At 71.6% G+C, this 15376-nt stretch carries 12 protein-coding genes; 8 read left to right on the top strand and 4 right to left on the bottom strand.

Going from position 1 to position 15376, the window contains the following annotated elements; all coding sequences use genetic code 11:
* The first annotated feature begins 10 nt into the window (after positions 1-10).
* Both MCHT01_RS06800 and MCHT01_RS06795 read left to right on the top strand, forming a co-directional pair.
* Positions 11-898 (top strand): carbohydrate ABC transporter permease, encoded by an 888-nt coding sequence (locus MCHT01_RS06800; RefSeq protein ID WP_067064012.1) that lies wholly within the window; start codon positions 11-13, stop codon positions 896-898.
* Between the two features lie 15 nt (positions 899-913).
* The gene (locus tag MCHT01_RS06795) at positions 914-1981 is read left to right on the top strand and encodes an ABC transporter ATP-binding protein (RefSeq protein ID WP_067064010.1); all 1068 of its coding nucleotides are present in this window, start codon (positions 914-916) and stop codon (positions 1979-1981) included.
* Here MCHT01_RS06795 and MCHT01_RS25520 read toward each other — a convergent pair.
* Positions 1866-2774, bottom strand: a complete 909-nt coding sequence (locus MCHT01_RS25520) for a TspO-related membrane protein (protein WP_218017875.1) — start codon at positions 2772-2774, stop codon at positions 1866-1868. The two genes, MCHT01_RS06795 and MCHT01_RS25520, sit on opposite strands and share 116 nt — an antisense overlap.
* Positions 2775-3099: 325 nt before the next feature.
* On the opposite strand from MCHT01_RS25520, the gene MCHT01_RS06790 reads away from it, so the two are divergent.
* From MCHT01_RS06790 to MCHT01_RS06770, 5 genes are all read left to right on the top strand, one after another.
* On the top strand, positions 3100-5262 hold the full coding sequence (locus MCHT01_RS06790) for an ATP-dependent helicase (protein ID WP_067064008.1): 2163 nt from the start codon (positions 3100-3102) through the stop codon (positions 5260-5262).
* A gap of 155 nt (positions 5263-5417) precedes the next feature.
* Positions 5418-6506: a serine hydrolase gene (locus MCHT01_RS06785; protein WP_245643181.1), complete on the top strand. Its 1089-nt coding sequence runs from the start codon at positions 5418-5420 to the stop codon at positions 6504-6506.
* 118 nt (positions 6507-6624) lie between these two features.
* Positions 6625-7851 carry an FAD-dependent oxidoreductase gene (locus MCHT01_RS06780; RefSeq protein WP_067064007.1) on the top strand — a complete coding sequence of 409 codons (1227 nt, stop codon included), beginning with the start codon at positions 6625-6627 and terminating at the stop codon, positions 7849-7851.
* 149 nt (positions 7852-8000) lie between these two features.
* The gene (locus MCHT01_RS06775; RefSeq protein WP_067064005.1) at positions 8001-8612 is read left to right on the top strand and encodes an OmpH family outer membrane protein; all 612 of its coding nucleotides are present in this window, start codon (positions 8001-8003) and stop codon (positions 8610-8612) included.
* A 136-nt stretch (positions 8613-8748) separates the two neighbouring features.
* Positions 8749-9309: an MgtC/SapB family protein gene (locus MCHT01_RS06770; RefSeq protein WP_067064003.1), complete on the top strand. Its 561-nt coding sequence runs from the start codon at positions 8749-8751 to the stop codon at positions 9307-9309.
* A gap of 152 nt (positions 9310-9461) precedes the next feature.
* Here the strand turns inward: MCHT01_RS06770 and MCHT01_RS06765 are convergent, their stop codons facing one another.
* The gene (locus tag MCHT01_RS06765) at positions 9462-11594 is read right to left on the bottom strand and encodes a hypothetical protein (RefSeq protein WP_067064001.1); all 2133 of its coding nucleotides are present in this window, start codon (positions 11592-11594) and stop codon (positions 9462-9464) included.
* 215 nt (positions 11595-11809) lie between these two features.
* Between MCHT01_RS06765 and MCHT01_RS06760 the strand changes: the two genes are divergently transcribed.
* Positions 11810-12046 (top strand): hypothetical protein, encoded by a 237-nt coding sequence (locus tag MCHT01_RS06760; protein WP_067064000.1) that lies wholly within the window; start codon positions 11810-11812, stop codon positions 12044-12046.
* Positions 12047-12078: 32 nt separating this feature from the next.
* Here the strand turns inward: MCHT01_RS06760 and pdeM are convergent, their stop codons facing one another.
* A complete protein-coding gene (pdeM, locus tag MCHT01_RS06755; RefSeq protein ID WP_067064056.1) occupies positions 12079-12783 on the bottom strand; it encodes a ligase-associated DNA damage response endonuclease PdeM in 705 nt (234 codons plus the stop codon).
* A 17-nt stretch (positions 12784-12800) separates the two neighbouring features.
* The gene (locus MCHT01_RS27110) at positions 12801-15350 is read right to left on the bottom strand and encodes a DEAD/DEAH box helicase (RefSeq protein ID WP_245643184.1); all 2550 of its coding nucleotides are present in this window, start codon (positions 15348-15350) and stop codon (positions 12801-12803) included.
* Positions 15351-15376: the final 26 nt, after the last annotated feature.

The following is a 15376-nucleotide window of genomic DNA, read 5'->3' as shown; positions in this document are numbered from 1 at the left end:
GCGAGGCGACATGCACGCATCCTCCCCCCTCACCCCGTCGCGCGCGCGCGGCCTGACGCTGCAGCGCCTGCTGCTGTGGACGGCGCTGGCGCTGTTCGCGGTCTTCTTCCTGGCGCCGCTGTACGTGATGGTCAGCACCTCGCTCAAGAGCATGGACGAGGTCCGCAACGGCACCCTGCTGTCGCTGCCGATGAGCCCCAGCCTCGCCGCCTGGTCCAAGGCCTGGTCCAGCGCCTGCACCGGCACCGACTGCGGCGGCCTGGCGCCCTTCTTCATGAACTCGGTGTTCATGGTCGTGCCCGCGGTGCTGATCTCCACCGCGCTGGGCGCGCTCAACGGCTACGTGCTGACCAAGTGGCGCTTCCGCGGCAGCGAGCTGCTGTTCGCGATGCTGCTGTTCGGCGTGTTCATGCCGATGCAGGTCGTGCTGCTGCCGATGAGCCAGGTGCTCGGTCACCTGGGCATCGCGAGCTCGGTCTGGGGCCTGATCCTGGTCCACGTGCTCGCGGGCATGCCCTCGACGACGCTGTTCTTCCGCAACTACTACGCCGGCCTGCCCGACGAGCTGGTGAAGGCGGCGACGCTGGACGGGGCCTCGTTCTGGCAGATCTTCTGGCGGATCGTGGTGCCGCTGTCGACGCCGATCCTGGTGGTCACGCTGATCTGGCAGTTCACCGCGATCTGGAACGACTTCCTGTACGGGGTGGTGTTCTCGGGCGCGGACAGCAAGCCGATCACCGTCGGCCTGAACAACCTGGCCAACACCTCGAGCTCGGTCAAGGAATACAACGTGGACATGGCCGCGGCGCTGATCGCCGCGCTGCCGACGCTGGTGGTCTACATCGTCGCCGGCAAGTACTTCGTGCGCGGGCTCACGGCCGGCGCGGTCAAGGGTTAAGAGGAGTCACACGCCATGGGCGCGCTCACCATTTCGCAAGTCCGCAAGAGCTACGGCGCGGCGGACATTCTCAAGGGCATCGACCTCTCCATCGAGGCGGGCGAATTCCTGATCCTGGTCGGCCCCTCGGGCTGCGGCAAGTCCACGCTGCTGGCGATGATCGCCGGGCTGGAGCATCCGACCTCGGGGTCCATCCACATCGGCGATCGCGACGTCACCTACGCGCCGAGCAAGGACCGCGACATCGCGATGGTGTTCCAGAGCTACGCGCTCTACCCCAACATGAACGTCGCGCAGAACATCGCCTTCGGCCTGGAGATGCGCAAGGTCCCCAAGGCCCAGCGCGACGAGACCGTGCAGCGCGTGGCCAAGATGCTGCAGATCGGCCACCTGCTGGACCGCAAGCCGGGCCAGCTGTCGGGCGGCCAGCGGCAGCGCGTGGCGATGGGCCGCGCGCTGGCGCGCGATCCCAAGCTCTTCCTGTTCGACGAGCCGCTGTCCAACCTCGACGCCAAGCTGCGCATCGAGATGCGGGCCGAGATCAAGCTGCTGCATCAGCGCACGAAGACCACGACGGTCTACGTCACCCACGACCAGGTCGAGGCGATGACGCTGGGCGACCGCATCGCGGTGATGCGCGACGGTCTGGTGCAGCAGTTCGGCACGCCGGAGGAGATCTACACCCGGCCGGCCAACCGCTTCGTGGCCGAGTTCATCGGCTCCCCGACGATGAACTTCGTCAGCGCCGAGCGCCGCGGCGACGCGATCGCGGCCAACGGCGTGGCGCTGCCGATCAACGCGGCGCAGCAGGCGTCGGTGAACGCGGCCAGCGCGAACGGCGGCGTGCTCTACGGCCTGCGGCCCGAGCACATCCGGCTGGCCGACGACGGCGTGCCAGGCACGCTGAAGATGATCGAGCCCACCGGCCCGGAGACCTATCTGCTGGTCGACACGCCGATGGGGCCGATCACGTCGCGCGTGGCGGGGAATCCCCACCTCCACGTCGGTGACGCGGTGCGCCTGCAATGGGCGGCGGAGTCGGCGCATCTGTTCGATGCGAAGGACGAGCGTCGCCTGGCCTGATCGGCCGTGACGGCGGCCGCGCGCGCAGGCGCAGCCACAGCGTCTGCGCCGCGAGCACCACGGCCAGCGCGACGGCGACCCACGCGGAGACGTGGGCGCCGGGCATCGTCGAGGACAACTGCTTGAGGTGGACCCCGACGAGCCCCCAGACCGCGGCGGCGGCATAGCCCAACGCCGCGGGCCCCGTGCCCGGCGCGTGCAGGCGCGCGTTGGCCACCAGCAGCAGCAGGCCCGCGAGCGCCCACAGCACCAGCGTCCACGGGAGCTGATCGGCCGTCGGCAGCAGCTGCGCGGCGACGATGGTCTGCGCGGTGTCGAGGAACGCCGCCAGCGACAGCCAGCCGCCATGCAGCGCGAGCGGCAGGACCGCGAGCCACGATGGCGCGCCGCGCGGGACCGCCCGCGCGAGCAGCATCGCCGCCCACAGCAGACAGACGAGCGAGGCCCAGATGACGGCCAGCGCGAGCCAGAACCATTGCTGGGAGAAGACGATCATCCAGCTGGCGGTGAGCGCGAAGCCGAGGATCACCAGCCAATGGCAGCGATGGGAGTCGCGATGCCCGTCGCGATCGGGCACGTGGTGGTTGCCGCGCAGCAGCCAGAGGGCGAGCACCAGATCGAGCAGGAAGATCACGCCCCAGATGGAGAAGGCGTAGCCGTCGGCGACCAGCAGCGTGGGGTAGCGGTCGGAGATCGCGCCGTTGTCGGGGCCGAAGTAGCCGCGCTGGGAGGCCCAGGCGACCAGGGGCATGGACAGCGCGGACAGGATGACGAGCAGTTGGACCATGAGCATCGAGGAAGTCTGCTCCTCGCGTGGCAAGCCGCATACCCCGTCGTCGGCGAGGCCTCGAGGTCTTGCTGACTGCCGCCCTCCCACCCTCACCCCCGCCCTCTCCCGCCCCGCGGGAGAGGGAGAGAGAAGGCACCGAGTTCATCGAGACATCGAAGACCGCGAGCCCCTCGACTCCCTCGCCCGCTTGCGGGAGAGGGCTGGGGTGAGGGTCTTCGGGGTCTTGCCGACTGCCGCCCTCCCGCCCCGCGGGCGAGGGAGTCGAGAGGCCGAGCGTTGTGGGGGCGACCTGAATGGCTGTTTTTACGTACAGCTATCATCCGCCCCCATGCCCCCCGCCGAAGCCCTCGCCGCCGACGTCGCCCAGCCCCAGGACGTCTACGCCGACCTCAACCCGGAGCAGCGCGCCGCGGTCGAGCACGGCCTGGCCACGCTGGACCGTCACGGCCCGCTGCTGGTCATCGCCGGCGCCGGTTCCGGCAAGACCAAGACCCTCGCCGCCCGCGTCGCCCGCCTCATCCAGGCCGGCGCCGACCCGCAACGACTCCTGCTCCTGACCTTCTCCCGCCGCGCCGCCGGCGAGATGGAGCGCCGCGCCGGCCGCATGCTCCATCGCGCCCTCGGCCTGCGCGCCTCCCAGATGCCGCCGCGCTTCCCCTGGGCCGGCACCTTCCACAGCGTCGGCGCCCGCCTGCTGCGCGAGTACGCCCACCGCATCGGCCTGGTCCCCAACTTCACCATCCTCGACCGCGCGGACGCCGAGGACCTGATGGGCTGGCAGCGTCAGGCGCTGGGCCTGGCCGAGACCGCCGACCGCTTCCCGCTCAAGGGCACCTGCCTGACGATCTACTCGCGCGTCGTGAACGCCGAGGCCCGCCTGGACCAGGTGCTCCAGGAGCACTTCCCCTGGGTCTTCCCCGCCCACGACGACCTCAAGCGCCTGTTCAAGGCCTACGTCGAGGAGAAGCAGCGCCAGCAGCTGCTCGACTACGACGACCTGCTGCTCTACTGGTCCGAGCTGATGAGCGACGACACCCTGGCCGCCGAGCTCGGCGAACGCTTCCAGCATGTGCTGGTCGACGAGTACCAGGACACCAACCGCCTGCAGGCGACCCTCCTCAAGCGCCTGAAGCCCGGCGGCGATCGCCTCACCGTGGTCGGCGACGACGCGCAGGCGATCTATTCCTTCCGCGCCGCCGAGGTCCGCAACATCCTGGAGTTCCCGACCCAGTACGACCCGCCCGCCCGCGTCGTCGCGCTGGAGCGCAACTACCGCTCGACGCAACCCATCCTCGACGCCTCCAACGCGGTGATCGAGATGGCCAAGGACCGCCACGACAAGCGCCTGTGGACCGACAAGACCTCCAGCGAGCGCCCGCAGCTGGTCACCGTCGACGACGAGGCGCGCCAGGCGATCTGGGTCGCCGACAAGGTGCTCGAGCGCCGCGAGCAAGGCCTCAAGCTCAAGCGCCAGGCGGTGCTCTTCCGCACCTCCAGCCACAGCGCGCCGCTGGAGCTGGAGCTCACGCGTCGCAACATCCCGTTCGTCAAGTTCGGCGGGCTGAAATTTCTCGAGAGCACCCATGTGAAGGACGTCCTCAGCGTGCTGCGCTGGGCCGAGAACCCGCGCGGCCGGCTGTCGGGCTTCCGCGTCGCGCAGTTGCTCCCGGGCTTCGGCCCGGCGAGCGCGCGACGGCTGCTCGACGAGATGGCGCCCGCCCCCGACCCCGTGCAGGCGCTGCGCGACTTCAAGCCGCCCGCCGCCGCGGCGGCCGGCTGGGCGAGTCTGCGCGCGCTGATGCTGCGCCTGCTCGGTGGCGATGACGGCGACAGCGACAGCGGCGACGGCGGCGGTGACGGTGACGGCGGCGGTGGCCTGGACGGCGCCTCCGACCGCTGGCCGATGGACCTCGAGGAGGTGATCACCTGGTACGCCCCGCACCTGGAGCGCCTGCATGACGACGCCCCGGTGCGGCAGGCCGACCTGGAGCAGATCGCCCGCATCGCGCAGGGCTACGGCTCGCGCGAGCGCTTCCTGACCGAGCTCACCCTCGATCCGCCGGAAGCCAGCAGCGACGAGTCCGGCGTGCCGCTCAAGGACGAGGACTACCTGATCCTGTCCACCATCCACTCGGCCAAGGGCCAGGAGTGGAACGCGGTCTACCTGCTCAACTGCGTCGACGGCTGCATGCCCTCGGACCTCAGCACCGGCGCGCAGGCGCAGATCGAGGAGGAGCGGCGGCTGCTCTACGTCGCCATGACGCGGGCCAAGGAGCACCTGGCGGTCATGGCGCCGCAGCGCTTCTACGTGACCCAGCAGGCGCGCCACGGCGATCGCCATCTGTATGCGACCGTGTCCCGCTTCCTGCCCGGCAAGGTCGCTCGCCACTTCGACAAGACCGGCCCGGCCAACGAGCGGCAGGCGCCGCTGCCCGAGCTGCTCAAGCCGGCGCTGGACGTCGCGGCCAAGCTGCGCAAGGCCTGGGATTAAGGCGCCGTCGCCGCGCGCGCCGTGTAACGCACGTCACGGGAAGCCCGCATGTGCGCGGACGCGGACGCGGAAGAAATTAAACTCCGCGCCAGTCAACAGATGACCCCCGAGCGGCCCCTGGCCGCCCACCTCGCCGCCAGCCCTCCCCGACCGCCGTGACGATCCGCGACACCGCTCTCCGCACCCTTGCCCACACGAACTGGCGCCTCGCGCTGCCCGCCCTGTTGCTGCTCTGCGGCAGCCTGATCGTGCGAGCCGCCAGCAGCGACCCTGAGGTCGTCGTGCCCACCACGGCCCCGACCACCGCCGCCATCGGCCCCAACGGCGAGCTCACGCCCGCGCCCTCGAGCCCGGATGCCGCGAGCGCGCCCGCCGCCACGCCGCCGCTGGCGCGGTCGCCCCAGTTCCCGCCGGCCGTCGCGCCGTCCCCCGCGACGTCGGCCGCGCCGATCGCGCCCACCGCGCCCACCCCCACGGTGGAGGCCGCGGCCCCGCTGATGAAGCTGCCGGTCAACGCCCGCCACATGCTGGTGATCGACGACAGCGGCCAGGTGCTGATGGCCAAGGACGCGGACGCCGTCGTGCCCATCGCCTCGCTGACCAAGCTGATGACCGCGATGGTGGTGCTGGACGCGAAACAGGACATGGCCGAGCTGATCCGCATCGACGACGCCGACGTGGACCGGCTCAAGCACAGCAAGTCGCGCGTCAAGGTCGGCGCGACCATGAGCCGCGAGGCGGCGCTGGAGCTGGCGCTGATCTCGTCCGAGAACCGCGCCGCGTCGGCGCTGGCGCGCCACTTCCCCGGCGGCATGCCCGCCTTCGAGCTGGCGGTCGAGGCCAAGATCCGCGCGCTGGGCCTGCGTCACACCTCGCTGGCGGACCCGACCGGCCTGTCGCCGACCAACACCTCGACCGCGTCCGAGGTCGCTCGCATCGCCGCCGCGGCGTCGCGCTATCCGGCGATCGCGCGCATCAGCAGCGACAAGTCCAGCGAGGTCGCCGTCGACGGCCGGCCGCGCGAGCTGCGCAACACCAATCACCTGGTCGGCGCCAAGGGCTGGGACATCAAGCTCTCCAAGACCGGCTATACCGAGGAAGCTGGCCGCTGCCTGGCGATGCGGATGAAGAGCGGCGGCCGCACGATCACCGTCGTGCTGCTGGACACCGACGGCTCGGCCCAGCGGCTGCGGGACGCGTCGCTGATCCGCAAGTCGCTGTCCAAGCTCGCCGAGCTGACCTGATCGGCCGATCACGCGATCGCGCGATCACCTGATCGCCTGATCGCCTGAGATCCGCGGGCAGGCCGGGAGGTCCCGGCTCGCCCGGACCGGCGCGGGCCGGCGCCCCCTGGAGTTCCTGATGAACCGACGTCACTGGCTCGGCGCCGCGAGCGCCTGCGCCGCCGCATGGCCGCTCGCCGGCCGCGCGCAAGCGGTCTCACCCACCCCACCCGCCGCCGAGGCCGCCAACGCGCCGGCATCGGCCGCCTCGGGTCCCGGTCCGGTCCCGGGCCGGCTGGCCTTCGCCGAGCTCCCGCGTCCCTCGCGCATGCGGGTAAGCGCCGATCGCATCGTCGACATCACCGTGTGCACGCGGCCCTTCCGCATGGCCGGTCCGCGCATCGAGTCGCAGCGGCTACACGGCAAGACCATCGTCCACCACTACGGGCACGGCGGCGCGGGCTGGTCCTTGTCCTGGGGCTCCGCGACGCTGGGCGCGCTGCCGCTGATCCGGGCCGCGGGCGCCCGGCGCATCGCGGTGATCGGCTCCGGCGCGGTGGGCCTGACGACGGCGCGCGTGGCGCAGCGGGCGGGCTTCCAGGTCCGCATCTACTGCCGCGAGCGGCCACCCGAAGTGGCCTCCACCTTCGCCACCGGCATGTGGTCGCCGGAGTCGCGCATCGTCGCCGCGTCGTACGCCACGCCGGCCTTCAACGCGATGTGGGAAGGCATGGCGCGGCACAGCTTCAAGGCCTGGCAGGACCTGCTGGGAATCGCCGGCTCGCCGGTGGAATGGCGCGACGGCTACGTGCTCTCGGACACGCCCTTCGAGCAGCCCCTCCCGTCCCACGGTCCTGCCACCGAGCCCGATTACCCCGAGCTCCTGGACCTGATCCCCGACCTGCATCCGCGCTCGCGGGCGCTGTCGCCGGCGGAACATCCGTTCCCGGTGCCGCATGCGCGCCGATTCACGCAGATGACCTTCAACATCCGGCCCTACCAGCGGATGCTGCTGGAGGACTTCCACCGCGACGGCGGCGAGATCGTGACGCGCGAGTTCACGCATCCCCGCGAGCTCGCCGCGCTGCCCGAGCGCACGATCGTGAACTGCACCGGCTACGGCGCGCGGGCGCTGTTCGGGGACGAGTCGCTGATCCCGGTGCGCGGCCAGATCGCGCGACTGGTGCCGCAGCCGGAGGTCGACTACATGGTGGCCTGGCGCGGCCACAACCTGATGGTGGTCCCGCGTCGGGACGGCCTGCTCGTGCAGGCGCAGGGCGAGCACGACTTCAACAACGCCGACCGCCGCGTGGACCGGACCATGAGCGAGGACGCGCTGCGGCGACTGGCGGCGCTGTTCGTCTAGATCGGCGCGGCGGTTCGAAGCGCAGTGGTCGCCAACGCGAAAAGTTTGCGGCTCGTCAAACCGGCTCGGCTTTCGGCGTCGTTGCGACAGCACGCCCGTCCAGGCGCTTCTAGGATTTGCAGCCTCCCCGTCGCCCCAAGGAGTGCTTCATGGCCGCGTCTTCTTCCGAACCCTCGCCCACGCACGGCAGCCCACCCGTGCTGCTGCCCACGCGCAAGCCCGAATCCGTCGAGATCCTCCCCCCTTCCAGTCACCTCCAGGATCTGCAAGCCATCCATGCCAGCCTGCAGCGCCTCAATGACCGACAGTCTCAGACCGATCTCCACATCACGGAGTTGAGGTCGGACTTCAAGCACATGCAGCGGCAGGTCGACGGCCTCAAGTCGGAGTCCGACAAGTTCCGGCAGGACATCAAGGCCGAGTCCGCCGACTTCCGTCGAGACATGCGAGCGGAATCGGACAAGTTCCGCCAAGAGATGCGAGCGGAGTTCGACCGGTTCCGCCAGGACATGCGGGAAGAGTTCAGCGAGTTCAGGCAAGACATGAAGGCCGAGTCCGAACGCTTCCGGCAGGAGATGAAATCGGAGTCCGAGAGCTTCAGGAAAGAGATGAGGGCCGAGTTTCGGGAGTACGCCCAGGATCTGCTCTCTCGTGTCGATGATCGGATCAGCAGCCGCTTGTTCAAGTGGGTCGGAGGGGCGACCTTGAGCTCTGGCGCGCTTGGCGCGCTCGGCGCGCTGTTCTTGAAGGCGTTTCATTGAATCCACGCCTGGATCGGCGTCGGGATCGAGGGCTGGAGGAAAGTGGCGCGCGCTCCCGCTACGATCACCCCGCGGCGCCCGCGGCGGCGTCGCGCCCGGTCTCCGGCTCGGAGGCCCTCAGCGCCCACCGTCCTTCATGATCGACGCGATCCTCGCGACCCTGCGTGACGAGTTCTCGGACATCCCGGATGTCCAGCAGCTCACCCGCATCACCGTCCGCTTGCTGCTGGCCGCCGCGCTCGGCGGGCTGCTCGGCTATCAGCGCGAGCAGCATGGCAAGGCCGCGGGCATGCGCACCCACATGCTGGTGTCCATCGGCGCGGCGCTCTTCGTGCTCGTGCCCGAGCAAGGCGGGATGCACCTCACCGACCTCAGCCGCGTCATGCAAGGCGTCATCGCCGGCATCGGTTTCCTCGGCGCGGGCGCCATCCTCAAGCTCACCGACGAGGAACAGGTCCACGGCCTGACCAGCGCCGCCGGCATCTGGATGGTCGCCGCCATCGGCGTGGCCTGCGGACTCGGCCGCGAGGCCACCGCCGTGCTCAGCACCCTCCTGGCCTTCGCCATCCTCGAGTGGGGCCCCAAGGTCGTGCGCAAGCGCAAGAAGCACCCCGGGACCAATGGCAACGGCAGCGGCAAGGCCGATGTCCTCGGCGGACCGGCGCACCGCGGCACCACGCCGTCGCAGCTCGACTGACTCGCGCCCGGTTGCCGCGTCCGCCCCTCGGCACGGCACGGCCCGACGCGGGCCTGCGCTCGTGCTTGTGCTCGGGTTCCGTTTCCGTTTCCGTTTCCGGCTCCAGTTCCGGCCCGTGCCCGGCCTCGGGTCTCGACGCGCGTCCGCGTCGATCAGCCAGCCGTCGCCTCGTTCCCGACGTCCGGATCCTGTGCGCCGCGCCGGCGCAGCGCCGGCACCTCGGGCAGCTTCACCGCATGCGGCACGGGCGGCGGGCGCTTGGTCAGCGAGGTGCCCAGACGCGTGCTCAGCTTCATCCGGTTGTTGATGGCCCAGCCGCTCGCGTCCAGGATCGGACCCAGGCTGCGCTGGCGCAGCTTCAGCCACGCGATCAGCATGCTCGGTCCCGAGATCGACAGCATGATCCCCACCAGCGCCAGCGGGATCCACCACCCCAGGTCCACGAAGCGCCCGAACAGGCCCACGATCACCGTGCTGATGCTGCCCAGCGCCACGCCCAAGGCGGCCACGGTGCCGACGTCCACGCGCCGGCCCGGGGCGCCCGGGACGCCGGCCGGCGCGGCGGGCGCCGCCGGGGCCGCGGGATCGGCCGCCTTGTCGGCCGTGGCGATGCGCCCAGCCAGGTCGCCCAGCTTGCCCTGCTGCATCGTGTCGCTGGCCGCGGCGCGCTTGGCCACCTGCTCCTCGACCAGCCGCACCAGCTTCTTGTACGGCGACAGGAAGGCCTGGCCGACGCTGATCGGGTTCTCGATCACCTTGACGATGCGCGCGTCCCAGTCCTGACCCTCACGGTCGTAGAACAGCCCGTTGCGGCCGACGAAGAGGAAGTCCACGTCGCCCGCGCTGACCACCGCCACGATGGTCCGCTTCTGGTTCAGGCGCGTGCATTCGCAGTAGGCCAGGTAGGCCTTGGCCAGACCCGCGATGCCGGCGTGCTTGGCGGGGTCGGCCACCTCCACCGTCAGCTCGCAGGCGCGCCCGTCCAGGAACAGCGTGCCGGCCTGGAACACCGCGCCGTCGCCCTCGTAGAAGTCCTCGAAGGACACGAAGTTGCGCGCCAGCCGCAGCAGACCGCGCTGCAGCAGCACCAGCTTCTCGAGGTCGTTCAGGGCCGCATGCCGCGGCGCGGCCGCGCGGTCCTCCTCGATGCGCTGGAGCAGCCGTGCCCGCAGCGCCTCGGCGCCATCGGCGCTCCCGCCCGCGGCGTCCTCCACCGCCGCGGCGCCGACCAGCGCCGCCACCGCGTCCACGCCCAACGCGGCCACCGGTCCGGTGGGCTGGCGCGACAGCCACTCGCGACAGGCCTGCACCTGCTCCTTGAGCAGGCGCCAGTCGGTCTCGGTGATCTCCGTCGCGTCGCGGCCCAGCAGCGGCCGCACGGCCTGCTCGCGCAGCGTCCCCAGCGCGACGCGCCACGCCGGATTCGCGCGATCGTCCAGCGGCAGCGCCGCGTGGGCCGCGACCGGCGCCATCGGCAGTTGCCGCAGCGGTCCCGCGTCGAGCGACAGCAGCGCCGACGCGTGCTGCTTGAGCTGCTCCGGATCGGTCGCGTTCAGCGTCGCGGCGGCCGAGGCGTCGTAGCTGGCCAGTCGGCAGCGGGCGAAGAAGTCCTCCACCTTGTCATGCACCGCCTGCACCGCCATCGCGGCGGCGCGCCGGCCGGCGCAATCGGCCTCGCCCTCGCGATGCCAGGCCAGCAGCGTCGCCGCCTGGTCGAAGAAGGTGGCGATGCGCGTCTCGTCGATGCCCGGCTCGCCGCCCGCGTCGGCCACCGTGCCCAGGGTCTCGCCGATGCGTCGCGCCAGCGCGCGCTCGGCGGCGTCCTCGAAGGACTCGACCGGCACGATGCCGTCGCCGTTGTGGCGCTCGGTCGTCAGATGGGTCTGGCGCTCGCGGATCTCCTCGAGACCGATATCGGCGTGCGTGTCCATCGCCGCCAGTGTGAGCGTGCGCCGCGCCTCCTCGGCCAGCGCGCGGCCTTCCTCCGTGTCGGCCAGCGAGGCGATCGCCAGCCGCGACTCGCCGCGCAGCAGCGGGTCCCAGTCCCGCAGGCGCGCGCCGACCCATTCGCAGGCGGCGACCAGTTCGGGCGCGCGGATGCGGCCGTCGCGGTCCAGGTCGATCAGGTCGAGGGTGCGTTCGTCGAATTCGAGGCCGCGCGTGGGGCAGGCCAGCGCGACCCAGCGCTTCTGGTCGAGGTCGCGCAGTTGGAGCAGGTCGTCGGCGGTACTGATGCGTGCCTGATCGGCACCGCCCGCCCGGAAGAATCGCCAGGAATTTTTCATAGGGTGCGCATGGTGCGGCAAGCGCGATGCCGCCCGCCCCGCGCGCTGCGCGCGCCATGCCCTATGCGCACCCGCGTGAGTCCGAGGCCCTTCCCGCGGCCGTCGGGACCGGCCCGTCCGCCACTCCGCCCGTCCCCACCGCGCGCGACGCGGGCATGACAGTTGCCGCCACATGCGTTAGGGTCGCCGCTTGGAGGCGATCCGGAGCGCACAGCATGGACCTCGACACCGTCTCTTACGTGTTCCAGAGCCTGGACGGCACCTTCACGATCAAGCCGCGCCTGTCCAAGCGCTGGCGCGTGAAACACGACAGCATGCCCTGGGGCGAGTCCTTCGCCACCGCCGAGGAAGCGGCCGGCGAGCTCGCCAAGCACTTCGCCGTCCCGTCCGACCTGCGCGAATGGACCGAGGTCGGCGACTTCCACACCGACGTCGGCGGCTTCCACCTCTGACATCGACGCCGCGCGTCGCGCGGCCCGCCCCGCTACGGCGCCGCCCAGACCGCGCCGCCCCCGACCGCATGGCAGCGCGCGCCCGCCGGCAGCCCCGCCAGCGTCGTCCCCGTGAACGCGCCGAAGGCCGGCAGGATCATCAGCCCTTCGGACTCGCAGAAGCATGGCAGCCGGTGGCGCTCATGCGCGCGCCCGCGCAGGGTCACGGCCGGATGCAGATGGCCGGCCAGCACATGGGCCTCGGCCACCCGGCGCGGGTGATGGCAGGCGGCGAAGGGACCGATCCGCCAGGGCTCGTCCTCGATCACGATGCGCAGGGACGATGGCGGATCTCCGGCGCGGCTGTCGTGGTTGCCGCGGATCAGCACGCAGTCCAGCGCGGCATGCCGCTCGCGCCAGCTGTGCACCGGATCGAGCACCTGCGCCTGGTGCGCCGCCGCCGCATGCAGCAGGTCGCCCAACACCACCAGCCGCGCGGCGCCCGTGCCATCGAGCAGCCCGCTCAGACGCGCCAGGTTGTCGCGCGTCGTGCCCGAGGGCACCGGCTGGCCCAGCGCCCGATAGGCCGCGGCCTTGCCCAGATGCACGTCGGCGACGAAGACCGTCCGTGCCGCCGGCCACCACAGCGCGCGCTCGGGCAGCAGCCACACCCGCTCGCCCGCCAGCGTCAGCGCCAGGGCCCCGGCCGGCGGATCGCGGTCGGTCGCGCGGTCGATGCCTGGGGGCGTGGCGTTCATGGCGCCATGATGCCGGCTCATGTGGGGTCACCCGCGCTGCGTTCCAGCGACGCCACCATGCGCGCCAGCCGATCCGCGAGCGATTCGTTGCTCAGCTTCTCGCGGAAGCGCTCGACCATCAGCGGAAAGGCCAGCGGCGTGGGACGCTTGAGCGCATGGATCCGCAAGGTCTGCCCCGCCATCCGCCTCAGGGCGTCCGCGAGGCGGCGCAGATCCAGCTCCTGCGTCAGCAATTCCTGCTCCGCCTGCGCGAGCAGCCGGTTGCCGGGGTCGTACTGCTGGAAGACTTCGAAGAACAGGGTCGCCGACGCCTGCAGTTGGCGGCTGCTGCGGCGCTCCCCGGGATGGCTCTGGAAGATCAGTCCCGCGATGCGCGCGATCTCGCGGAAGCGGCGCCGCGCCAGCTCGGTGGCGTTCAGACTGGCCAGGACCTCGTCCAGCAAGGCGGCCTCGGGCGGCACGCGCAGCAAGCCCGGGAGGCGCTCGGCCCAGTCGATGGGGCGGGCGCTCAGCAGCTCCAACCCGTAGTCGTTCAGCGCGATCGAGAAGGTGCCCGCCTCCGGCTGCGCGGCCCGCCAGGCCATCAAGCCCGCCAGGCCGAGATGCACCTGGCGGCCGGCGAAGGGATAGAGGAACAGATGCCAGCCCTCCCGCGTCTTGAGCGTCTCGGCCACCAGCGTGTCCGGGCGCGGCACGCCGGACCATCGCCGTTGCACGTCGATCAGCGGCCGCACGGCGCGCATCTCCGGCGAGTCGAAGCGGCCCTCGTCCGCCTCGGCCAGTTCACGTAGCACGGCATCGGCCAGGGTGCTGGACAGCGGCATCCGGCCGCCGTTCCAGCGCGGCAGCGCCGCCCGGCTCGAGGCAGCGCGCCGCACCAGCGCGGTCATCTGCTCGACGCGCACCAGCTCCAGCAGCCTGCCCCCGAACATGAAGGCATCGCCCGGCTTCAGGCGGGCGATGAAGCTCTCCTCGACGGTGCCGAGGCTTCCGCCGGTGATGAACCGCACCTGCATCGCCGCGTCGCTGACGATGGTCCCGATGTTGGCCCGGTGACGGCGCGCCAGTCGCGCGTCGGGCACGCGCCAGAGCCCGTCCTCGTCGGGCACCACGCGGTGATAGTCCGGATAAGCGGTCAGCGACGGACCGCCCTGGCGCACGAAGTCCAGGCACCACTGCCAGGCGGCGTCCGGCAGCGCCTCGTAGGCCACGGTCGTGCCGATCTCCTCGCGCAGCGCCTCTGGCCGAAAGCCGCCGCCCAGCGCGACGGTGACCAGGTGCTGGACCAGCACGTCCAGCGGCTCGCGCGGACTGTGTCGCGACTCGATGCGCCCCTGCCGCACGGCCTCGCGGGCCGCGGCGGCCTCCACCAGCTCCAGCCCGTGCGTGGGCACCAGCGTGATCCGCGACGGTCGACCTGGCGCATGGCCCGACCGGCCGGCCCGCTGCACCAGCCGCGCCACGCCCTTGGCCGAGCCGATCTGCAGCACCCGCTCCACCGGCAGGAAGTCGACGCCCAGGTCCAGGCTGGAGGTGCAGACCGCCGCCTTCACCCGGCCTTCCTTCAGCCCGAGCTCGACCCACTCCCGCAGCTCGCGGTCCAGCGAGCCGTGGTGCAAGGTCAGTACGCCGGCCCAGTCGGGCCGGGCCCCGAGCAGCGCGCGATACCACTGCTCCGCCTGCGAGCGCGTGTTGGTGAAGACCAGACTGCTCGCGCTCGACGCGATGGCGTCCACGACCTGGGGCAGCATGCGCAGGCCCATGTGTCCGGCCCAGGCGAAGCGTTCGACCGTCTCGGGCAGCAGCGTGTCGATGATCAGGGTCTTGTCGGTCTCGCCCTGCACGAGCACGGCCTCTCGCGACGCGGTGGCCCCGACGCGCGACCCGGATGCGGTCGCGGCGGTCGATGCCGGCAGGGAAGCGGCGTCGGCATCGGCATCGGCATCGGCATCGGCATCGGCATCGGCATCGGCATCGGCGTCGAAAGCGGACGTCGAAGCGGCCGATCCGGTGCCGACCAGCGTCCGCAACGCCTCGTCCAGATGACCCAGCGTCGCCGAGAGCCCCCAGGTCATGAGGCCGGCGCCACGTGCCGCCCGCCAGCGCCGCAGCCGGGCCAGCGCGAGCTGGGTCTGCACGCCGCGCTTGTTGCCCATCAGCTCGTGCCATTCGTCGACGACGACCAGACGCACGCGGCCGAGTTGCTCGCTCGCGTCGGCCCGGGACAGCAGCAGGGACAGGCTCTCCGGCGTGGTGACCAGCACCGTGGGCAGGCGCCGGTCCTGCGCGGCGCGCTGGGAGGTCGTGGTGTCGCCGCTGCGCAGGCCCGCGCTCCAGGCGGGGCACAGCGCGGCCATCGGCGCCTCGATCGCCCGCAGCGTGTCGGCCGCGAGCGCCCGCATCGGCGTGATCCACAGGACGGCCAGTGGGGGCGCCACCGGCTTGCCGCGCGCGAGCGTCGCCTCGCCGACCGACTCGCGCAGGGCGCCGAGCGCGCCCAGCCACACGGCCAGCGTCTTGCCGCTGCCCGTGCTCGAGTGCAGCAGACCGCTGCGACCGGCGGCCATCTCCGCCCAGACGCGGCGCTGGAAGG

The organism is Mitsuaria chitosanitabida ATCC BAA-476 = NBRC 102408, from assembly GCF_001598255.1.
Classification (GTDB): domain Bacteria; phylum Pseudomonadota; class Gammaproteobacteria; order Burkholderiales; family Burkholderiaceae_C; genus Roseateles; species Roseateles chitosanitabidus.
The sequence above is the reverse complement of the archived record's forward strand: the minus strand, read 5'-3'. Positions and strand labels throughout refer to the sequence as shown.

Excerpts from the sequence above, each read along its gene's own strand:
- MCHT01_RS06800 (WP_067064012.1), top strand. The coding sequence starts at position 11 with ATGCACGCATCCTCCCCCCTCACCCCGTCGCGCGCGCGCGGCCTGACG.
- MCHT01_RS06795 (WP_067064010.1), top strand. The coding sequence starts at position 914 with ATGGGCGCGCTCACCATTTCGCAAGTCCGCAAGAGCTACGGCGCGGCG.
- MCHT01_RS25520 (WP_218017875.1), bottom strand. The coding sequence starts at position 2,774 with ATGCTCATGGTCCAACTGCTCGTCATCCTGTCCGCGCTGTCCATGCCC.
- MCHT01_RS06790 (WP_067064008.1), top strand. The coding sequence starts at position 3,100 with ATGCCCCCCGCCGAAGCCCTCGCCGCCGACGTCGCCCAGCCCCAGGAC.
- MCHT01_RS06780 (WP_067064007.1), top strand. The coding sequence starts at position 6,625 with ATGAACCGACGTCACTGGCTCGGCGCCGCGAGCGCCTGCGCCGCCGCA.
- MCHT01_RS06775 (WP_067064005.1), top strand. The coding sequence starts at position 8,001 with ATGGCCGCGTCTTCTTCCGAACCCTCGCCCACGCACGGCAGCCCACCC.
- MCHT01_RS06770 (WP_067064003.1), top strand. The coding sequence starts at position 8,749 with ATGATCGACGCGATCCTCGCGACCCTGCGTGACGAGTTCTCGGACATC.
- MCHT01_RS06765 (WP_067064001.1), bottom strand. The coding sequence starts at position 11,594 with ATGAAAAATTCCTGGCGATTCTTCCGGGCGGGCGGTGCCGATCAGGCA.
- MCHT01_RS06760 (WP_067064000.1), top strand. The coding sequence starts at position 11,810 with ATGGACCTCGACACCGTCTCTTACGTGTTCCAGAGCCTGGACGGCACC.
- pdeM (WP_067064056.1), bottom strand. The coding sequence starts at position 12,783 with ATGAACGCCACGCCCCCAGGCATCGACCGCGCGACCGACCGCGATCCG.
- MCHT01_RS27110 (WP_245643184.1), bottom strand. The coding sequence starts at position 15,350 with ATGGCCGCCGGTCGCAGCGGTCTGCTGCACTCGAGCACGGGCAGCGGC.